Annotated in this window: 32 protein-coding genes; 30 read left to right on the top strand and 2 right to left on the bottom strand. The window is 37.4% G+C overall.

Annotation, left to right across the window (positions count from 1 at the left end; translation table 11 throughout):
* The first annotated feature begins 158 nt into the window (after positions 1-158).
* From rplC to rplQ, 28 genes are all read left to right on the top strand, one after another.
* Positions 159-785, top strand: a complete 627-nt coding sequence (gene rplC, locus ABMQ40_RS05685) for a 50S ribosomal protein L3 (protein ID WP_370897434.1) — start codon at positions 159-161, stop codon at positions 783-785.
* A complete protein-coding gene (gene rplD, locus ABMQ40_RS05680) occupies positions 776-1,405 on the top strand; it encodes a 50S ribosomal protein L4 (protein ID WP_370897432.1) in 630 nt (209 codons plus the stop codon). Before rplC ends, rplD begins: the two co-directional genes overlap by 10 nt.
* A 3-nt stretch (positions 1,406-1,408) precedes the next feature.
* Positions 1,409-1,699, top strand: coding sequence for a 50S ribosomal protein L23 (gene rplW, locus ABMQ40_RS05675; protein ID WP_370897430.1), 291 nt, complete (start codon positions 1,409-1,411; stop codon positions 1,697-1,699).
* 22 nt (positions 1,700-1,721) lie between these two features.
* A complete protein-coding gene (rplB, locus tag ABMQ40_RS05670; RefSeq protein ID WP_370897428.1) occupies positions 1,722-2,543 on the top strand; it encodes a 50S ribosomal protein L2 in 822 nt (273 codons plus the stop codon).
* Between the two features lie 2 nt (positions 2,544-2,545).
* Positions 2,546-2,824, top strand: coding sequence for a 30S ribosomal protein S19 (gene rpsS / locus ABMQ40_RS05665; RefSeq protein ID WP_002983209.1), 279 nt, complete (start codon positions 2,546-2,548; stop codon positions 2,822-2,824).
* Positions 2,825-2,826: 2 nt separating this feature from the next.
* Entirely contained in the window at positions 2,827-3,225 is a 399-nt protein-coding gene (gene rplV / locus ABMQ40_RS05660) for a 50S ribosomal protein L22 (protein WP_370897425.1), read from the top strand.
* 7 nt (positions 3,226-3,232) lie between these two features.
* Positions 3,233-3,964: a 30S ribosomal protein S3 gene (rpsC, locus tag ABMQ40_RS05655; RefSeq protein WP_370897423.1), complete on the top strand. Its 732-nt coding sequence runs from the start codon at positions 3,233-3,235 to the stop codon at positions 3,962-3,964.
* 107 nt (positions 3,965-4,071) lie between these two features.
* A complete protein-coding gene (gene rplP / locus ABMQ40_RS05650; protein ID WP_370897421.1) occupies positions 4,072-4,497 on the top strand; it encodes a 50S ribosomal protein L16 in 426 nt (141 codons plus the stop codon).
* 12 nt (positions 4,498-4,509) lie between these two features.
* The gene (rpmC, locus tag ABMQ40_RS05645) at positions 4,510-4,695 is read left to right on the top strand and encodes a 50S ribosomal protein L29 (protein WP_370897419.1); all 186 of its coding nucleotides are present in this window, start codon (positions 4,510-4,512) and stop codon (positions 4,693-4,695) included.
* 12 nt (positions 4,696-4,707) lie between these two features.
* Entirely contained in the window at positions 4,708-4,962 is a 255-nt protein-coding gene (gene rpsQ, locus ABMQ40_RS05640; RefSeq protein WP_002661338.1) for a 30S ribosomal protein S17, read from the top strand.
* Positions 4,962-5,330: a 50S ribosomal protein L14 gene (gene rplN / locus ABMQ40_RS05635; RefSeq protein ID WP_002983226.1), complete on the top strand. Its 369-nt coding sequence runs from the start codon at positions 4,962-4,964 to the stop codon at positions 5,328-5,330. The genes rpsQ and rplN overlap by 1 nt, the downstream gene beginning before the upstream one ends.
* Before the next feature lie 21 nt (positions 5,331-5,351).
* The gene (rplX, locus tag ABMQ40_RS05630; RefSeq protein ID WP_370897414.1) at positions 5,352-5,702 is read left to right on the top strand and encodes a 50S ribosomal protein L24; all 351 of its coding nucleotides are present in this window, start codon (positions 5,352-5,354) and stop codon (positions 5,700-5,702) included.
* A gap of 13 nt (positions 5,703-5,715) precedes the next feature.
* Positions 5,716-6,267 (top strand): 50S ribosomal protein L5, encoded by a 552-nt coding sequence (gene rplE / locus ABMQ40_RS05625; protein ID WP_050020607.1) that lies wholly within the window; start codon positions 5,716-5,718, stop codon positions 6,265-6,267.
* An 8-nt stretch (positions 6,268-6,275) separates the two neighbouring features.
* Positions 6,276-6,545, top strand: coding sequence for a 30S ribosomal protein S14 (rpsN, locus tag ABMQ40_RS05620; protein ID WP_009087322.1), 270 nt, complete (start codon positions 6,276-6,278; stop codon positions 6,543-6,545).
* Between the two features lie 147 nt (positions 6,546-6,692).
* Positions 6,693-7,091 carry a 30S ribosomal protein S8 gene (gene rpsH, locus ABMQ40_RS05615; protein WP_370897409.1) on the top strand — a complete coding sequence of 133 codons (399 nt, stop codon included), beginning with the start codon at positions 6,693-6,695 and terminating at the stop codon, positions 7,089-7,091.
* A gap of 17 nt (positions 7,092-7,108) precedes the next feature.
* Positions 7,109-7,654: a 50S ribosomal protein L6 gene (rplF, locus tag ABMQ40_RS05610; RefSeq protein WP_370897407.1), complete on the top strand. Its 546-nt coding sequence runs from the start codon at positions 7,109-7,111 to the stop codon at positions 7,652-7,654.
* Between the two features lie 14 nt (positions 7,655-7,668).
* A complete protein-coding gene (gene rplR / locus ABMQ40_RS05605) occupies positions 7,669-8,022 on the top strand; it encodes a 50S ribosomal protein L18 (RefSeq protein ID WP_370897405.1) in 354 nt (117 codons plus the stop codon).
* A gap of 19 nt (positions 8,023-8,041) precedes the next feature.
* Positions 8,042-8,563 carry a 30S ribosomal protein S5 gene (rpsE, locus tag ABMQ40_RS05600; RefSeq protein ID WP_370897403.1) on the top strand — a complete coding sequence of 174 codons (522 nt, stop codon included), beginning with the start codon at positions 8,042-8,044 and terminating at the stop codon, positions 8,561-8,563.
* 11 nt (positions 8,564-8,574) lie between these two features.
* Positions 8,575-8,751 carry a 50S ribosomal protein L30 gene (gene rpmD, locus ABMQ40_RS05595; protein WP_370897401.1) on the top strand — a complete coding sequence of 59 codons (177 nt, stop codon included), beginning with the start codon at positions 8,575-8,577 and terminating at the stop codon, positions 8,749-8,751.
* Between the two features lie 19 nt (positions 8,752-8,770).
* On the top strand, positions 8,771-9,220 hold the full coding sequence (rplO, locus tag ABMQ40_RS05590) for a 50S ribosomal protein L15 (RefSeq protein ID WP_370897399.1): 450 nt from the start codon (positions 8,771-8,773) through the stop codon (positions 9,218-9,220).
* Between the two features lie 9 nt (positions 9,221-9,229).
* Positions 9,230-10,609, top strand: coding sequence for a preprotein translocase subunit SecY (gene secY / locus ABMQ40_RS05585; RefSeq protein WP_370897397.1), 1,380 nt, complete (start codon positions 9,230-9,232; stop codon positions 10,607-10,609).
* Positions 10,610-10,612: 3 nt separating this feature from the next.
* On the top strand, positions 10,613-10,828 hold the full coding sequence (gene infA / locus ABMQ40_RS05580) for a translation initiation factor IF-1 (RefSeq protein WP_089793277.1): 216 nt from the start codon (positions 10,613-10,615) through the stop codon (positions 10,826-10,828).
* A gap of 110 nt (positions 10,829-10,938) precedes the next feature.
* Positions 10,939-11,055 carry a 50S ribosomal protein L36 gene (gene rpmJ, locus ABMQ40_RS05575; protein WP_370897394.1) on the top strand — a complete coding sequence of 39 codons (117 nt, stop codon included), beginning with the start codon at positions 10,939-10,941 and terminating at the stop codon, positions 11,053-11,055.
* A gap of 9 nt (positions 11,056-11,064) precedes the next feature.
* Positions 11,065-11,442, top strand: coding sequence for a 30S ribosomal protein S13 (rpsM, locus tag ABMQ40_RS05570; RefSeq protein WP_370897392.1), 378 nt, complete (start codon positions 11,065-11,067; stop codon positions 11,440-11,442).
* 12 nt (positions 11,443-11,454) lie between these two features.
* Positions 11,455-11,844 carry a 30S ribosomal protein S11 gene (rpsK, locus tag ABMQ40_RS05565; RefSeq protein WP_002983263.1) on the top strand — a complete coding sequence of 130 codons (390 nt, stop codon included), beginning with the start codon at positions 11,455-11,457 and terminating at the stop codon, positions 11,842-11,844.
* 19 nt (positions 11,845-11,863) lie between these two features.
* A complete protein-coding gene (rpsD, locus tag ABMQ40_RS05560) occupies positions 11,864-12,472 on the top strand; it encodes a 30S ribosomal protein S4 (RefSeq protein WP_370897389.1) in 609 nt (202 codons plus the stop codon).
* A 33-nt stretch (positions 12,473-12,505) separates the two neighbouring features.
* Positions 12,506-13,501, top strand: a complete 996-nt coding sequence (locus ABMQ40_RS05555; RefSeq protein WP_370897387.1) for a DNA-directed RNA polymerase subunit alpha — start codon at positions 12,506-12,508, stop codon at positions 13,499-13,501.
* A gap of 6 nt (positions 13,502-13,507) precedes the next feature.
* Positions 13,508-14,032 carry a 50S ribosomal protein L17 gene (gene rplQ, locus ABMQ40_RS05550; RefSeq protein ID WP_370897385.1) on the top strand — a complete coding sequence of 175 codons (525 nt, stop codon included), beginning with the start codon at positions 13,508-13,510 and terminating at the stop codon, positions 14,030-14,032.
* A 75-nt stretch (positions 14,033-14,107) separates the two neighbouring features.
* On the opposite strand, the gene ABMQ40_RS05545 is transcribed toward rplQ, so the two are convergent.
* On the bottom strand, positions 14,108-14,542 hold the full coding sequence (locus ABMQ40_RS05545) for a hypothetical protein (protein ID WP_370897383.1): 435 nt from the start codon (positions 14,540-14,542) through the stop codon (positions 14,108-14,110).
* 182 nt (positions 14,543-14,724) lie between these two features.
* The gene (locus tag ABMQ40_RS05540) at positions 14,725-15,720 is read right to left on the bottom strand and encodes a hypothetical protein (protein ID WP_370897381.1); all 996 of its coding nucleotides are present in this window, start codon (positions 15,718-15,720) and stop codon (positions 14,725-14,727) included.
* A 679-nt stretch (positions 15,721-16,399) separates the two neighbouring features.
* On the opposite strand from ABMQ40_RS05540, the gene eno reads away from it, so the two are divergent.
* Entirely contained in the window at positions 16,400-17,692 is a 1,293-nt protein-coding gene (eno, locus tag ABMQ40_RS05535) for a phosphopyruvate hydratase (RefSeq protein WP_370897379.1), read from the top strand.
* A gap of 82 nt (positions 17,693-17,774) precedes the next feature.
* The gene (locus tag ABMQ40_RS05530; RefSeq protein WP_370897377.1) at positions 17,775-19,061 is read left to right on the top strand and encodes a citrate synthase; all 1,287 of its coding nucleotides are present in this window, start codon (positions 17,775-17,777) and stop codon (positions 19,059-19,061) included.
* Positions 19,062-19,075 lie beyond the last annotated feature (14 nt).

The raw sequence follows: 19,075 nt of genomic DNA, 5'->3' as shown, positions 1-19,075 counted from the left end.
TCAAATTATTTACCGGAAATATTTGCCAGTTATAAAATTATTCATAAATTTGCACACTCATTTTAGGGGCGTAGTATGCCTATATCAAAAGTAGAAATTACTTCAGACCTCTTTAAAATGGCGATGAATAAAGGATAAATTTTATTATAATATAAACAATGTCAGGTATTATTGGTAAAAAAATCGGTATGACATCTTTGTTTAACGAAGAGGGGAAAAACATCCCTTGTACAGTTATTCAGGCTGGTCCATGCTCGGTTTTACAGGTCAGAACCTTAGAAAAGGACGGATACAAGTCTGTTCAGTTAGGTTTCGATGACAAGAGTGAGAAGAACGTTGGTAAAGCGTTAGCTGGCCATTTTAAAAAGGCTGGTTCTGCTCCTAAGGCTAAATTGGTTGAATTCTACAGAGAGTTCGTTGATGAGGTGAAAGTAGGAGAAGAAGTAACTGTAAACTTATTCGCTGAAGGTGAATTTGTGGACGTAACAGGTACTTCGAAAGGTAAAGGCTTCCAGGGTGTTGTTAGAAGACACGGATTTGGAGGTGTAATGCAGGCAACTCATGGTCAGCACAACAGACTTAGAGCTCCAGGTTCTATCGGTGCTGGTTCAGACCCTTCAAGAGTATTCAAAGGGATGAGAATGGCTGGAAGAATGGGAGGTAAGCAGGTAACTGTACAAAACCTTCAGGTATTAAAAGTAGATCAAGAACAAAATCTTTTAGTAGTAAAAGGTGCTGTTCCGGGAGCTAAAAATTCTTATGTAATTATCAGAAAATGGAACTAGTAGTATTAAATACATCAGGAAAAGAGACCGGAAGAAAAGTAACTCTAGACGAATCAGTATTCGGAATTGAGCCAAATCAGCACGCGGTTTACTTAGAAGTTAAACAGTATCTTGCTGCTCAAAGACAAGGTACTCATAAAGCAAAAGAAAGAAGCGAAATTACTGCTTCTACTAAAAAACTTAAGAAGCAAAAAGGATCTGGTTCTGCCAGATACGGGGATATCAAATCTCCTGTATTCAGAGGTGGAGGTAGAGTATTCGGGCCTAAACCAAGAGACTACAGATTCAAATTAAATAAAGCTCTTAAGAGGTTGGCTAAGAAATCTGTTTTATCTCAGAAATTAAGAGACAACAGCATTAAAGTTTTGGAAGATATGAGCCTGAACGCTCCTAAAACCAAAGATTTCATCAGCGTATTGAATGCGTTGGAACTAAACGGTAAGAAATCTTTATTCATCCTTCCGGAAGCTAATAAGAATGTATATTTATCTTCAAGAAACTTGCCTAAAACCAGAGTATTGAACTTCAATGAGATCAGTTCTTATGATTTGGTAAATGCAGGTGAAATCGTATTCTTCGAAGGTGCAGTTGAAAAATTCCAGGAAAATCTAAAGAAATAAATCATGTCAGTTATTATTAAACCAGTAATTTCAGAAAAAGCCAACTATCTTACAGATTTAAGAGGTGCTTATTCTTTCTTAGTAGATACTAAGGCGAATAAGATTCAGATCAAAAAAGCTGTAGAAGAAGCTTTCGGTGTGAAAGTAGCAGACGTTAGAACCATGATTTATGCTCCTAAGGTATCTGCGAAATATACAAAGAAAGGTCTTCAAGTAGGAAAGACAAACAAATTGAAAAAAGCGGTTATCACTCTTGCTGAAGGAGAAGTAATCGACATTTTTGCTGTAAATTAATTATCAATTATAAATAATAGTAATGTCTGTTAGAAAATTAAAACCTATCACCCCGGGACAGAGATTCAGAATTGTAAACAATTTTGAGGAAATTACTACTAACAAACCAGAGAAATCTTTAGTAGTTGGTATTAAAAAGTCAGGTGGACGTAACAACACAGGTAAAATGACCATGCGTTACACCGGAGGTGGACACAAAAAGAAATACAGAATTATTGACTTCAAAAGAAACAAATTCGATGTTGAAGCAACTGTAAAGTCTGTAGAATACGATCCGAACAGAACTGCATTTATCGCTTTATTGGAATACGCAGACGGAGAGAAGAGATATATCATCGCTCCAAACGGTATCAAAGTGGATCAGAAAGTGGTTTCAGGTGAGAACGTAGAACCCAATGTAGGTAACGCAATGAAATTGAAAAACATTCCATTGGGTACTGTAATTTCTTGTATTGAAATGAAGCCTGGTCAGGGTGCTATTTTAGCAAGAAGTGCCGGTTCTTCAGCTCAATTGACTTCAAGAGACGGAAAATATGCCATCATCAAATTACCTTCAGGGGAATCAAGGATGATCCTTACTGAATGTATGGCAATGATTGGTTCAGTTTCTAACTCTGATCACCAATTAACTGTATCAGGTAAGGCTGGTAGAAGCAGATGGTTAGGTAGAAGACCAAGAACAAGAGCGGTAGTAATGAACCCTGTAGATCACCCGATGGGTGGTGGTGAAGGACGTTCTTCAGGAGGTCACCCAAGATCTAGAAACGGTAAGCCGGCTAAAGGTTACAAAACTAGAAAGAAAAACAAAGTGTCTAACCGTTACATCGTATCTAAAAGAAAATAATTATGGCAAGATCACTTAAAAAAGGACCGTTCATTCATCATACTTTAGATAAGAAGGTTCAGGCAAATATAGAGTCTGGTAAGAAGACAGTTATCAAAACTTGGTCTAGAGCATCTATGATCTCTCCGGACTTCGTAGGACAAACTATCGCTGTACACAACGGGAAATCTTTTATCCCTGTTTACGTTACAGAAAACATGGTTGGTCACAAGTTAGGCGAATTTTCTCCAACAAGATCTTTCAGAGGTCATGGTGGTAACAAAAACAAAGGAAGCAGATAAACATGGGATCTAGAAAACAAGATAGCGCAATCGCAAGAAAAGAAGCTAACAAAGACGTTGTAAAAGCTTCATTAAACAACTGCCCTTCTTCTCCGAGAAAAATGAGATTAGTTGCTGATATCATCAGAGGAGAGCAGGTAGATAAAGCACTTTATATCCTAAAATATTCTAAGAAAGAAGCTTCTAACAAATTAGAGAAATTACTTCTTTCTGCTATTGCCAACTGGCAAGTGAAAAACGAAGGAGCTGACATCGAGGAAGCCAACCTTATCGTTAAAGAAATTTATGTGGATAGTGCAAGACAATTGAAGAGACTAAGACCGGCTCCGCAAGGTAGAGGGTACAGAATCAGAAAAAGATCTAACCACGTTACATTAATCTTAGGTAATAAAGAAAATTAATCAAGGTATGGGACAGAAGACAAATCCAATTGGTAACAGATTAGGTATCATCAGAGGATGGGATTCTAACTGGTTTGGCGGAAACGATTATGGAGACAGAATCGCTGAAGACTACAAAATCAGAAGATACCTTGAAGCTAGATTATCTAAAGGTGGTATTTCAAAAATTTATATTGAAAGAACTTTAAAATTAGTTACAGTTACAATCACTACTGCCAGACCGGGACTTATCATCGGTAAAGGAGGCCAGGAGGTTGATAAATTAAAAGAAGAGTTGAAAAAATTGACTGGAAAGGATATTCAGATCAACATCTTCGAAATCAAAAGACCTGAGCTGGATGCAGTATTGGTAGCTGATAGCATTGCCAAGCAAATCGAAAACAGGATTTCTTACAGAAGAGCTGTTAAGATGGCAATGGCAAGCACGATGAGAATGGGTGCTGAAGGTATCAAGGTTCAGATCTCCGGAAGATTGAACGGAGCTGAGATGGCAAGAAGCGAATCCTTCAAAGAAGGAAGAATTCCATTGTCTACTTTCAGAGCTGATATTGATTATCACTGGGCTGAAGCACACACTACTTATGGTAGGCTGGGAGTGAAAGTCTGGATTATGAAAGGTGAAGTTTACGGTAAAAGAGAACTTTCCCCATTAATAGGACAGCAAAAGAAAGCTCCTCAGGGCGGCAGAGGCGAGAGAGAAAATAGAAGACCTAGAAAGAATAACAACAATAATAATTAATTAGAAGTTAGAAGATAGAAACTAGAAATTAGATCTTCCGTTACAAGAACTGAATTCGATTTTATCTAACATCTAACGTCTAACATCTAACATCTAATATTAAAATTATGTTACAACCAAAAAGAACCAAGTTCCGTCGTGTTCATAAGATGAAGATGAAAGGTAATGCTAACAGAGGACATCAGTTGGCTTACGGAACTTTCGGAATCAAAGCGACAGAAGGTGCTTGGATCACTGCAAGACAAATTGAAGCTGCGCGTATCGCTGCTACAAGATATATGAAGAGAGAAGGTCAGCTATGGATCAAGATCTTCCCGGATAAGCCGATCACCAAGAAACCAGCTGAAGTAAGGATGGGTAAAGGTAAAGGTGCTGTGGAATATTGGGTAGCTGTAGTAAAACCAGGTAAAATTATGTTTGAAGTAGGAGGAGTTCCTTACGATATCGCAAAGGAAGCTTTAAGACTTGCTGCGCAAAAGTTACCTGTGGTTACTAAATTTGTAGTTGCTAACGATTTTGTTAAACCTCTTTAATCTTTGAATACAATGAAAAAAGCTGATATTAAAAATTTAAGCGCGGGAGATATTCAAAACAAATTAGCTGAAACTAAAGCCCAATATCAGAAATTGAAATTGGCTCACAGAATCAGCCCAATTGAAAACCCGATCCAAATCAGAGATTTGAGAAAAACAATCGCTAGACTAAACACTGAGTTAACTAACAAACAATAATTTCATTTTACAATGGAAAGAAATTTAAGAAAAGAAAGAATCGGAGTTGTTTCCAGCAATAAAATGGAAAAAACCATTGTTGTTAGTGAAACGATGAGAATGAAACACCCGATGTACGGTAAATTCGTATTGAAAACGAAAAAGTATACTGCACACGACGAGAACAACGAATGCAACGAAGGAGATACAGTTCTTATCCAGGAGACAAGACCTTTGAGCAAGAATAAGAGATGGAGATTAGTAAGAATCATTGAAAAAGCTAAGTAATGTTACAAACAGAATCAAGATTAAAAGTTGCTGATAACACAGGTGCTAAAGAAGTATTGGTTATCAGAGTTCTGGGAGGAACCAGAAGAAGATATGCTTCAGTTGGTGATAAAATCGTAGTTACGATCAAAGATTCTACGCCATCAGGAAACGCTAAGAAAGGTCAGGTATCTAAAGCTGTAGTAGTAAGAACTAAAAAGGCAGTAAGAAGAAAAGATGGATCTTACATCAAATTCGACGACAATGCTTGTGTATTGCTAAACGCAGCAGGAGAAATGAGAGGAACCCGTGTTTTCGGACCGGTTGCCCGTGAGTTGAGAGACAAAGAATATATGAAAATCATTTCATTAGCTCCTGAAGTACTTTAATTTTTAAAATTTTAAAGAAAAATGTCAAAGTTAAAAATAAAAAGAGGAGATAACGTCATCATTACTACTGGTAAGAAAGAGATCAAAGGTAAGACAGGTGAAGTTATTGAAGTGATCAAGAAAGAAGGAAAAGACCCAAGAGTTGTTGTAGCAGGCCTTAATATCGTTAAAAAACACGTTAAGCCTTCAGCTTCTAACCCTCAAGGAGGAATCGTTGAAAGAGAAGCTTCTATTCATATCTCAAACGTAGCTTTAGTGGGTAAAGACGGAAAAGCTATTAAAGTAGGTTTCAAGAGAACTGAAGTTGAAAGAAATGGGAAGAAGAAAGAAGTAAGCGTAAGAATCAACAAAAAAACGGGTGAAACTTTATAATTTGAAATAACACATGGAATATATAGCAAGACCCAAAAAAGCATATAAAGAGAAAATTGTTCCTGCAATGATGGAAGAATTTGGGTACAAATCAGTAATGCAAGTACCTAGATTAGAGAAAATCGTTGTGTCACAAGGTTTAGGTGATGCTACTGCAGACAAGAAGATTATTGATTATGCTGTAGAAGAGCTTACAAACATCACCGGGCAGAAGGCTGTAGGAACGATCTCTAAGAAAGACGAAGCTGCTTTCAAGCTAAGAAAAGGGATGCCTGTAGGGGCTAAGGTAACTTTAAGAGCTGATAAAATGTATGAGTTCTTGGACAGACTTACTTCTTCCGCATTGCCACGTATTAGAGATTTCTCTGGTATCAAAGCTGATGGCTTCGATGGTAGAGGAAACTATAACTTAGGTATTACTGAGCAAATTATCTTCCCTGAAATCGTGATCGACAAAGTGAAAAAAATCCAGGGTATGGATATCACTTTCGTTACTACTGCGAAAACAGATAAAGAAGCTAAAGCATTATTAACTCACTTCGGTTTACCATTTAAAAAGAACTAAGAATAAGAATGGCTAAAGAATCAATGAAAGCGCGTGAGCGCAAAAGAGAAGCACTAGTTGCTAAATATGCTGCGAAAAGACAAGCTCTTAAAGAAGCTGGTGATTACGAAGCATTACAAAAACTTCCAAAAAACGCTTCTCCTGTTAGATTACACAACAGATGTAAATTGACAGGAAGACCTAGAGGATATATGAGAACTTTCGGTATTTCCAGAGTAACTTTCAGAGAAATGGCAAACCAAGGGCTTATCCCGGGAGTGAAAAAAGCTAGTTGGTAACAATTTTTAACAAATCAGGATAATCAAGTTGATTACAGATAAAGAATCAAGACAAGATCCAAGACCTATTATCTTGGTTCTTGGCTCTTGAATCTTTTAGTCTTTTTCAAAACTGATTATCATCAACCAATAATTTAAAAAAGAAAAATGGTAACAGATCCAATTTCAGATTTCCTAACAAGAGTAAGGAACGCACAAAGCGCAGGCCACAAAGTGGTGGAAATTCCTGCATCGAAAATCAAAAAGGAGATTACTAAGATCTTATTTGATCAGGGGTATATCTTAAACTACAAGTTTGAGGATAACAATGTTCAAGGTTCGATCAAAATCGCTTTAAAGTATGACAAGCAAACTAACAAACCGGCTATCAAGTCTATTCAAAGAGCTTCAAGACCAGGTTTGAGACAATACAAAGGTTCAGCTGAGCTTCCAAGAGTATTAAATGGTTTGGGTGTAGCTATCATCTCTACTTCTAAAGGAGTAATGACTGATAAAAAAGCTAGAGAAGAGAAAGTAGGCGGTGAAGTAATCTGCTATGTTTATTAATTTTTAATCAAAGGAAAATGTCAAGAATTGGTAAAGCAATTATAACAGTTCCGGCAGGAGTTACAATCACTGAAAATAATGGTGTTGTAACTGTAAAAGGTCCTAAAGGAGAACTTTCTCAGGAGCTTACGGCAGGAATTACTTTAGAACAGAAAGATGGTGAGCTTAATGTAAACAGACCATCTGATTCTAAGCAACACAAAGCGCTTCACGGTTTATACAGAGCGTTGATCAACAACATGGTTGTTGGAGTATCAGAAGGTTTCGAAAAGAAACTTGAGCTGGTAGGGGTAGGATATAGAGCTTCTCACTCAGGACAAAAACTTGAGTTGGCTTTAGGTTTCTCTCACGGTATCGTATTAGAACTTCCTAGCGAAGTAAAAGTGAATACAGAAACTGAGAAAGGTAAGAATCCAATTATTACTTTAACGTCTCACGACAAACAACTTCTTGGAATGGTGGCTGCCAAAATCAGATCATTCAGAAAACCTGAGCCGTACAAAGGAAAAGGTGTAAGATTCGTTGGTGAAAATGTTAGACGTAAAGCTGGTAAATCTGCTTAATAAATTATAAGAAAATGGCATTAACTAAAGTAGAAAAAAGAATAAGAATCAAAAGAAGAGTAAGAGGAAAAATCTCCGGATCTTCTGAATTGCCAAGATTATCTGTATATAAAAGTAATAAGGAAATTTACGCTCAGTTAATCGACGATAAAAGTGGTAGAACTTTAGTAGCAGCTTCTTCAAGAGAAAAAGGTGTTGACGCTAAAGGTACCAAGGTAGAAGTTTCTGCTGCCGTAGGTAAGGCAATCGCTGCCAAAGCCCTTGCTGCAGGAATCGAGAAAATTGTATTTGACAGAAACGGATTCGTATATCATGGAAGAGTGAAAGCTCTTGCTGATGGTGCGAGAGAAGGCGGACTTAAATTCTAATCATTAAAATTTCGGAAATATGTTAGGACTAGATAATATAGAAAGAGTAAAACCGGGAGGATTAGAATTAAAAGATCGTCTCGTAGCTGTAAACAGAGTAACAAAAGTAACCAAAGGAGGTAGAGCTTTCGGATTTTCCGCTATCGTAGTGGTAGGGAACGAAGAAGGGGTGATCGGATATGGTTTGGGAAAATCCAAAGAGGTAGCTTCTGCTATTGCCAAGGCAGTGGAAGATGCTAAGAAAAACCTTGTAAGGGTTCCTGTAATGAACCACACCATTCCTCACCAGACTACTGCCAGATACGGTGGTGCAGATATCTTCCTTAGACCTGCTTCTCACGGTACAGGGCTTATCGCCGGTGGTGCGGTAAGAGCGGTACTTGAATCTGCTGGTATTCACGATATCCTTTCAAAATCTAAAGGCTCTTCTAACCCTCACAACGTGGTGAAAGCTACTTTCAAAGCGTTATTGGATATCAGAAGACCGGAAGAGATTGCTAGAATGAGAGGAGTTTCTTTAAGTAAAGTGTTTAACGGTTAATTATTAAAACAATGGCAACAATCAAAGTAAAACAAGTAAGAAGCGCTATTGGCAGAACAAAAACCCAAAAGAGAACGCTTGAAGCATTAGGATTTAAGAAACTTCACCAAGTTGTAGAACACGAAGCTACACCTGCCATTTTAGGGATGATAGCTGCAGTTAGTCATTTAGTAGAAGTTCAAAAATAATTTTTAAAATAATTTTAAAATGAATTTAAACAACATAAAGCCTGCTGCAGGTTCTACTCACAACTCTAAAAGAATTGGTAGAGGTCAGGGTAGCGGTAAAGGTGGTACTTCCACAAAAGGACATAAAGGACAAAAATCAAGAGCTGGTTACTCAGAGAAAATCGGTTTTGAAGGAGGTCAGATGCCTTTGCAAAGAAGATTACCTAAATTCGGTTTCAAAAACGTAAACAGAAAAGAGTTTAGAGCTATCAACCTGGATACTATTCAGACTTTAATAGAAAATAAATCTATTTCAGGAGATATTACTAAAGAAGTTTTGATAGAAAACGGTTTAGTTTCTAAAAACGAATTAGTGAAAATTATGGGTAGAGGAGAATTGAAATCTGCGGTTTCAATCTCTGCTGACAAATTCACTAAATCTGCTGAGGAGCTTATTGCCAAAGCAGGTGGAAAAGCAATTACCTTATAATAATTACTAATGAAAGAATTTATACAAACCCTTAAAAATATTTGGAGCTTAAAGGAACTTAGAGAAAAAATTCTCTTTACTTTAGGTATCATACTTGTGTATAGATTCGCATCTTATATCTCCCTGCCTGCGATTAACCTTGCAGAAGTAGGAGATCTCTTGGAGCATTATAAAAATCAAGGCGGTAACAAGCAAGGAGCAGGTCTCCTTGGCTTGCTTTCGTCATTTACGGGGGGAGCTTTCAGCCACGCTTCCGTAATGGCATTAGGGATCATGCCTTATATTTCTGCTTCTATTATTGTTCAGTTGATGGGGATGGCTATTCCTTATCTTCAGAAGCTTCAGAAAGATGGAGAGTCAGGTAGAAATACACTGAATCAGATTACAAGATGGTTAACGATAGGAGTTTGTCTGGTACAGGCACCTTCGTATTTAACGTCTATCACTCAGTTATTCCTGCCATATGCTCAGTTCCAGTCTGCATATTATGTAGAGCCAAATTCTATCATGTTCTGGTTGCCAAGTATTGTGATCCTGGTGGCCGGTTCAGTATTCGCGATGTGGTTAGGTGAGAAAATCACCGACAAGGGTATCGGAAACGGTATCTCTATCCTTATTATGGTAGGGATCCTATCAAGACTACCTGAAGCATTCGTACAGGAAATGGCGGTTCAGAACGGAAAAGGAGGAATGGGGTCTATCATGATCCTGATTGAAGTATTATTCTGGATGGTGGTGGTTCTTTTAGCAGTAATATTATCTGTTGCTGTTAGAAAAATTCCGATCCAGTATGTAAGCAGAGCTCAAGCAAGAGGAGGTGTAAACAGAAATCTTATGCAGGGAGCGAGACAATGGATCCCATTGAAAGTAAATGCTGCCGGAGTAATGCCAATCATTTTTGCCCAGGCATTAATGTTTGTTCCGGGGTTATTGACCAAAGTAGATGAATCCAACACATTTCTTGCAGGTTTCAAGAATGTTTTTAGCTGGCAATACAATGTATTGTTTGCGTTATTAATTATTATCTTCTCATTCTTTTATACTGCGATTACAATTCCGGTAAACCAGATGGCTGATGATTTGAAGAGAAACGGAGGTTTAGTACCGAAAGTAAGACCCGGGAAAGAAACTGCTGATTATTTAGATGATATTTTATCAAAAATTACCTTGCCAGGTGCAATTTTTTTATCTATCTTTGCAGTCCTTCCGGCCATTGTGCACGGAAGCTTTGTTCAGACAGATGCGTTCGCCCTATTTTTCGGGGGAACATCACTATTGATTATGGTTGGCGTAATTCTAGATACTGTTCAACAGATTAATACCTATCTGCTGAATCATCATTATGATGGCTTAATGCAGTCTAAATTATCAAGAACGACTGGATATTAATTTATGGCGAAACAAAAACATATTGAACAAGATGGCGTGATCGTGGAAGCACTTTCGAACGCCATGTTCCGTGTAGAGCTGGAAAATGGGCATGTACTCATTGCTCATATCTCCGGTAAAATGAGAATGCATTATATTAAACTTTTACCTGGTGATAAGGTAAAGCTAGAAATGTCTCCCTATGATTTAACAAAAGGGAGGATCACTTTTAGATATTAAACAACTGCCAAATGGAGCGTAGGTTCCATTTGGCTATTGTTGAAAAATAAATACTATCAAAATGAAATCGGAAGATTGCATTTGGCAGTTAAAAAAATAAATATTTTCAAATGAAAGTTAGAGCATCAATTAAAAAGAGAAGTGCTGATTGCAAAATCGTACGCAGAAGAGGCGTACTTTTCGTAATCAACAAGAAGAACCCAAAATTTAAACAAAGACAAGGCTAAAATTAAATTATGGCGAGAATTGCAGGTATTGATTTACCAAAAAACAAAAGAGGCGTTATCGGTTTAACTTATATCTACGGAATCGGAAGAAGCACTGCTTCTGAAATCCTTAAAGCTGCCGGTATCAGCGAAGATAAGAAAGTCAACGAATGGAATGACGATGAATTGGCTGCCATCAGAGGCTATATCTCCGAAAATATCAAAGTAGAAGGAGAATTGAGATCTGAGGTGCAATTGAACATCAAAAGATTGATGGACATTGGATGCCAACGAGGAATACGTCACAGACTGGGATTACCTTTAAGAGGCCAAAGAACGAAAAACAACTCTAGAACTCGTAAAGGAAAGAGAAAAACTGTTGCTAACAAGAAAAAGGCAAGTAAATAATCGTTAGGAATTATGGCAAAACAAACTAAAGTAGTTAAAAAAAGAAAAGTAAAAGTAGAGGCTATTGGTGAAGCTCACATCCAAGCGTCTTTCAATAATATTATTATTTCTTTGACCAATAAAAACGGAGAGGTAATTTCTTGGGCGTCTGCCGGTAAAATGGGTTTCAGAGGGTCTAAAAAGAATACTCCTTTCGCTGCCCAGATGGCAGCTGAAAATTGCTCTGCTGTAGCTCACGAAGCTGGGTTAAGAAGAGTGAAAGTGTTTGTGAAAGGTCCTGGAGCAGGTAGAGAATCAGCTATCAGATCTATCCACAACTCAGGGATTGAAGTAAGTGAAATCATTGATGTGACTCCTATGCCACACAACGGTTGCAGACCACCAAAAAGAAGAAGAGTTTAATTTTTAGAATTTACCCATTATGGCAAGATATATTGGACCTAAAACTAAGATTGCTAGAAAGTTTGGTGCTGCAATCTACGGAGATGACAAAAACTTCGAAAAAAGAAAGAACCAACCGCCAGGACAACACGGTCCTAATAAGAGAAGAGGCGCTAAAAAATCTGAATATGCAGTTCAGTTAGCTGAAAAACAAAAAGCTAAATATACTTACGGTATTTTAGAAAGACAGTTTGCTAACTTATTTGATAAAGCACACAGAAGTAAAGGTGTAACAGGTGAAGTTCTATTACAACTTTGCGAATCCAGATTGGATAACGTAGTGTACAGATTAGGTTTTGCTAAAACAAGATCTGCTGCTAGACAATTGGTTTCTCACAGACACATCACAGTGAACGGAGAGATCGTAAATATTCCATCTTACTTGCTTAAAGCTGGTGATGTGATCGCCGTAAGAGAAAAGTCTAAGTCTCTGGAAGTGGTTACCAATGCATTGGCTTCTAAAGCAAACTATGAGTGGTTACAATTCAACGATGAGAAGAAAGAAGGTACTTTCGTTTCTGCTCCTGAAAGAATCCAGATTCCGGAGGACATTAAGGAACAGCTTATCGTCGAACTTTACTCTAAATAATTTTTTAATCAAATTTTTGCTCAACCCAATAATATGGCAATTTTACAATTCATAAAACCCGATAAAGTAATTTTACTTAACTCTGATGAATTTAAAGGTCAATTTGAATTCAGACCTTTGGAACCAGGTTTCGGGCTTACAATCGGTAATGCTTTGAGAAGAGTGTTGCTTTCTTCTCTGGAAGGATATGCTATTTCATCTATCAAAATAGAAGGTGTAGAGCACGAATTTTCAACTATTCCAGGAGTAATCGAAGATGTTACCGAAATTATTCTTAACCTTAAGCAGGTAAGACTAAAAGCTGCAGCAGAAAACCAGGCTAATGAGCAGGTAGTTGCTAAAATTTCAGGTCAAACGGTTATTACTGCTGGTGATTTAGGTAAATCCATCAACGGATTTGAAGTACTGAATCCGGATTTGGTAATCTGTAACCTAAACAGTGATGTGACTTTCGAAATTACTTTCAATATAGAAAAAGGAAGAGGGTATGTTCCTTCAGAACAAAATAAGTCAAACAATGCACCTGTAGGTACTATTGCCATTGACTCTATTTTTACTCCAATCAAGAAAGTACAATACAGCATTGAAAATTATCGTGTAGAGCAAAAAACAGACTACGAAAAACTTGTATTAGATATCGAGACTGATGGTTCCATCAGCCCTCAAAACGCTTTAACAGAAGCTTCAAAGATATTGATCTATCACTTCATGTTGTTCTCAGATGAGAGAATCACCCTTGAAACTGAAGCTGTAAAAGCATCCATCCAATACGATGAAGAGACTCTTCATACAAGACAACTTCTTAAGTCTAAACTGGCAGACATGGATCTTTCCGTAAGAGCCCTGAACTGTCTGAAGGCTGCAGAAGTAGAAACTCTTGGAGAGCTGGTTTCTTACAGTAAGTCTGATTTGATGAAATTCAGAAATTTTGGTAAAAAATCTTTGACAGAACTAGAAGAATTAGTGCATTCAAAAGGTCTTAACTTCGGTTTCGACGTTGCAAAATATAAGTTAGACGCTGATAAATAATTAATAATGAGACACGGTAAAAAATTCAATCACTTAGGAAGAACGGCTTCTCACAGAAGCGCTTTACTTTCTAATATGGCTTGTTCTCTAATTGAGCATAAAAGAATCAACACTACTGTAGCTAAAGCTAAAGCTTTAAGAGTATATGTTGAGCCTCTATTAACAAAAGCAAAAGAAGATACTACACATAACAGAAGAACTGTTTTCTCTTATCTTCAAAATAAAGAAGCAGTTGCTGAATTGTTCAGAACTGTAGCTCCTAAAATCGCTGAAAGAAACGGTGGTTATACAAGAATCATCAAAACCGGTTTCAGACCGGGTGATGCTGCTGATACCGCACTTATCGAATTAGTAGATTTCAATGAGCTTTACAATCCTAATGCTGAAGAGAAAAAAGCTACAAGAAGAAGCAGAAGATCTACTGCTAAAAAGGCTGAAGCTGTAGCGGCTGAAGCTCCAAAAGCAGAAGAAAAAGTTGAAGAGCCAAAAGCTGAAACAACTGACTCTGCTGAAGAAAAAACTGAAGAATAATATTCATTCAGAGATAAATAAAAACCATCCGGAGCCGGATGGTTTTTTTATTTAAGACGTATGTCTTTTATAAAATTAAATCTTCGTTCTTTTCAGTTCAATGATATTATCACCCTGTTCAAGATAAAGGCTGTCTTCCTTTACTCTTGCCGTCATGTCATCTTTCTTGTAGATGGTTTCTTCACCTTTGGTTTCAACTTTTGTTAGGGTAAATGTCTTTTTATTGCTGGTAATAGCTACTGTGCTTTCCTTTGGATCATTTTTGAATACTACTTTTACCAGGGTTCCGTCCGCAGCTTTATAAACAAAATCCGTTTTTTCTGTCTTCTGGCCATTGACATTTGTTGTGGATGAGCTTTGTGTTGCAGAATCTATCTTTCCATTGACATCGGTGACCACAGTCTCCGAACTGTCTGTCCTGATTACGTTCTTATTTCCGTTTTCTGCTTTTTTACAGCTTGTAAGCAGTAATGCAGCGGCTGAAATTATCACTAAAAATCCTTTTTTCATAATGGTTATTTTTTGGTGTTAAATATAGCTTACTTTTGATAAAGAAAGCAATGCGTTTCAAGATGATCAAAAAATAAACCAATTGTATGGCTATCATAAAAATAAAGTGATGCAATAAAAATGAAAAGCTCCGGATTGAACCGGAGCTTATTTAATTCAGAATCTATGTGAATTGCTTTTGGTTAAAGTGGTTGTGCTGGAGATTCAACAACAGTTATTTCTAAATACTCAATAGCTTTTGCAGTTCCCGTTTCGCTTTTAATATTAGGATTAAAATTCGAGTAGGAGGTAATATCACCGGACCAGAAATAATGTCCATCAACCTGGTGCTGAAAGTTGGTTCTTACTGTTCCTGTCAATGAGAATGGGATGGTATAATCAACTGTTGTAGATTTCATTTTTGTAAAAACTTTTATAGTTTTCTTACTATGAGGTGCTACCTTTGCCTTGTAGATAGATTCTTTGGTAACTTCGTGGGATGTTTCCGAACCGTCCGTTGTTTCCCCGCCAACAACTACTTCAGTGGTAACATCTCCTGATACGGTTGCTGCAAACTTGAATCCTAGCTTGAATCCTAGTTTGAAGCTTCCTAAGACTTTTCTTTGCCAGGTTGTTTTATAACCGGTTTTTTCAGAATACTTGACATCGATTTCTGATTCTGTATTACCTTGATTAACTGCATTAGTAGTAAAGACATCATCAGGCAAATTGGTTGTGATTTTATTAGATATTTGTGGAGTGCCCAGTTTGATTTGTGCGTTAGGCTGTTGACCGGCGTAATTTTCAGTATTAACATTACCTACCATGAGACCTGAATTAAACCATATACCATCAGGAGTTTGATTATTTCTTGTAAACGCACTTTTTAAACTGGTTATCCCAGCGGGAAAGGCTACATCATATCCTAAATCTCGTAAATGGGATTCGGTTAACGGGACAGGTTGCGGGGTTGTTACTGTAGTTTTGGCACTGTTTAGTTGAGACAGATCAGAATTTAACTTAATGACTTTAACTATTTTCCACCCTTGTTTAAGGAGTTCTTCTTTTGTGTAGTCATCTTTACTGACAGTTGAAGTTGAAGGATCCTGAGCCAAATCGGTACTCTCATTCTGGCAGCTGCTAAGTGTTAAAATCAGCAGGATTGCCAGGATCTTAAGAAAACTTGTGTTTTTTTTCATTTTAGAAGTTTTTAATTGGGTTGGTTTGATATTTCACAAAGATAATTTGAAAAGAATATAATTCACTAATTGTTGAATTAATTATTTGTGAACATTGACTCATTGTCAGATAATTCAACATATTGGATTATGAAATATAATTTTGTTTTAATAAAATGATTTTGAAATAGTAATATTGAAAATAAACAAAATTAATTCCCTATTTAATTTTGTTTCTGATATTATGGAATATGAACAATTCTTAATATTGTCTTAATCCAATATAGTAATAAATTATCTGCAATTAAAGAAAAAGTGATTAATAGATACCGAAAGAATAGTTTTATTGAACAGGTATGGTACTGCAGATAAATACTGGAGAATGGCATTTTGATAAGTGGGTTCCGGATGTAGGTAAGACACAATAAAATACGGAAGCCCGTATTTGAAGAAGAAAACTGTAGTTCAGGTTTTGGTTAACTTTACGAAAACAGAGACATTGCTTTTATGAGTTGCATTGAACATTTGATTTTAGACGTTTTTTTCGAAAATAATTTGTGTTTCATTGCTTGTTGGTCAGATAAAATTTATCAGATTATTCTAACCTGAATTTTAATCCCGAATTGTTGTAAAGAACTTTTTGAATAGCTTTGAGAAGTATAATTTTTGATTAAATTTGTATAAACTAAAAAAATAAAAAATGAGTTACATTTCTTACATTGAGGCAAGACAAATTTTAGATTCTAGAGGAAATCCAACAGTTGAAGTAGATGTATTTACAGAGAGTGGTACAATGGGGCGTGCTGCGGTACCTTCTGGAGCTTCTACAGGAGAACATGAAGCGGTAGAGCTGCGAGACGGCGGTTCAGAATATATGGGGAAAGGTGTTCTTAAGGCTGTTGAGAATGTAAGAGAAGTAATAGCTCCTGAATTGGTAGGTCTTCCTGTGTATGATCAAAACCTGATCGACCAGATTATGATCGACCTGGACGGAACTAAAAACAAAGGAAACCTTGGTGCAAACGCAATTCTGGGTGTTTCTCTGGCTGCTGCCAAAGCTGCTGCCGCTGAATTGAAAATGCCTTTATACAAATATGTAGGTGGTGTAAATGCCAATACACTTCCTGTTCCAATGATGAATGTTATCAATGGTGGTTCCCATTCAGACGCACCTATCGCGTTCCAGGAATTCATGATCATGCCGGTAAAAGCAGATTCTTTCTCCCATGCTTTGAGAAAAGGGACTGAAATTTTCCATAACTTAAAATCCATCCTTCATTCCAGAGGTCTTTCTACGGCTGTGGGTGACGAAGGAGGTTTTGCACCTGCTTTTAAAGGAACCGAAGATGCCTTGGATACTTTGCTGCAGGCGATTGAAAAAGCCGGTTACAAGCCTGGTGATGATATCATGCTGGCTTTAGACTGCGCTTCTTCTGAATTCTATAAAGACGGAATCTATGACTATAGAAAATTCCAGACCCCTGATGCGGCACAATTCTCCAGCAGTGAGCAGGTCTCTTACCTTGCTGAATTGACGCAGAAATACCCGATCATCTCTATAGAAGACGGGATGCAGGAAAATGACTGGGAAGGATGGAAAATGTTGACAGAAAAAATCGGCGACAGAGTACAGCTGGTAGGAGACGATTTATTCGTAACCAATGTTGAAAGATTATCACGGGGGGTAAAAGAAGGAATTGCCAATTCAATCCTTGTAAAAGTAAACCAGATCGGGTCCCTTTCCGAAACTATGGCCGCCGTACAAATGGCACAGCACAACAGATTCACTTCAGTAATGTCTCACAGATCAGGTGAAACAGAGGATTCTACAATTGCTGATCTGGCAGTGGCTATGAACTGCGGACAGATCAAAACAGGCTCCGCTTCCAGATCAGACAGAATGGCGAAATACAACCAGCTTTTAAGAATAGAGGAGGCTCTTGGTGAAACTGCAATTTTCCCTGGATTAGACGCATTTAAAGTAAAAAGATAATTGAAATTATAAATAACGGCAAGCGAAAATTTTTGTTTGCCGTATTTTGTAATAAGTAGTATATTTAGAAAAAAAATAAATAATGTCAGACAACAAGGTAATATTGAATTACGAAGGTAATTCATATGAATATCCAATTGTGGATAGTACTATCGGAGACAGAGGGATTGATATTTCAAAATTAAGAGACCAGACAGGTTTAATCACTCTGGATTTAGGCTATAAAAACACTGGGGCTACCATTAGCGAAATCACTTATTTAGACGGAGACAAAGGAGAATTATTCTACCGCGGCTATCCTATCGAACAGATCGCTGAAAAGTCTAATTTCACGGAGGTAATGTATCTCTTGTTACATGGTGAATTACCTACTCAGGATCAGTACACATCTTTTGAAAACAATATTAAAAAATATAACTTCATAGCAGAAGAGATGAAAAAGATCATCGATGTTTTCCCTCGTTCTGCTCACCCTATGGGAGTTTTATCTTCTTTAACTTCCGCATTAACCGCGTTCAATCCTAAAGCCGTTAATGTAAACTCTAAAGAAGAGATGGACCATGCTGCCGAATTATTAATAGCTAAATTCGCTCATCTGTGTGCATGGACCTACAGAAAAACTCAGGGCTTACCTCTTAACCACGGAGATAACAGCCTGAACTATGTAGAAAACTTCTACAAGATGACTTTCAGATTGCCAAATGAACAATTTGAAGTAAATCCTGTAATAGTGGATGCTTTGGATAAATTATTAATCCTTCACGCTGATCATGAGCAAAACTGCTCTACCTCTACAGTAAGAATGGTGGGTTCTGCTCATACCGGCCTTTTCGCTTCCATTTCTGCAGGGGTTTCCGCACTTTGGGGCCCGCTTCACGGTGGTGCGAACCAGGCTGTGATCGAAATGCTTGAGCTGATTGAAAAAGATGGTGGTGATGTTGCAAAATACGTTGCAAAAGCAAAAGATAAGAATGATAATTTCCGTTTGATGGGATTCGGGCACAGAGTGTACAAAAACTTTGATCCGAGAGCGAAGATCATTAAAAAAGCGGCAGATGATATCCTTAATGCATTAGGAATCCAGGATAAAGCTCTTGACATTGCCATGCAGCTGGAAAGAGTGGCTCTTGAAGACGAATACTTCGTGGAAAGAAAGTTATATCCGAATGTAGACTTCTATTCTGGTATCATCTACAGGGCATTAGGTATCCCAACAGAGATGTTTACCGTAATGTTTGCATTAGGAAGACTTCCTGGATGGATCGCTCAGTGGAAAGAAATGAGACTCAAAGGAGATCCGATCGGAAGACCAAGACAGGTTTACCAGGGAGCTCAGAAAAGAGACTATATCGATATTGCAAACAGATAATAAAAGATATCATA

Origin of the sequence: Chryseobacterium gossypii, assembly GCF_041361455.1 — a bacterium.
In the GTDB taxonomy this organism is placed as follows: Bacteria; Bacteroidota; Bacteroidia; order Flavobacteriales; family Weeksellaceae; genus Chryseobacterium; species Chryseobacterium gossypii.
The sequence above is the reverse complement of the archived record's forward strand: the minus strand, read 5'-3'. Positions and strand labels throughout refer to the sequence as shown.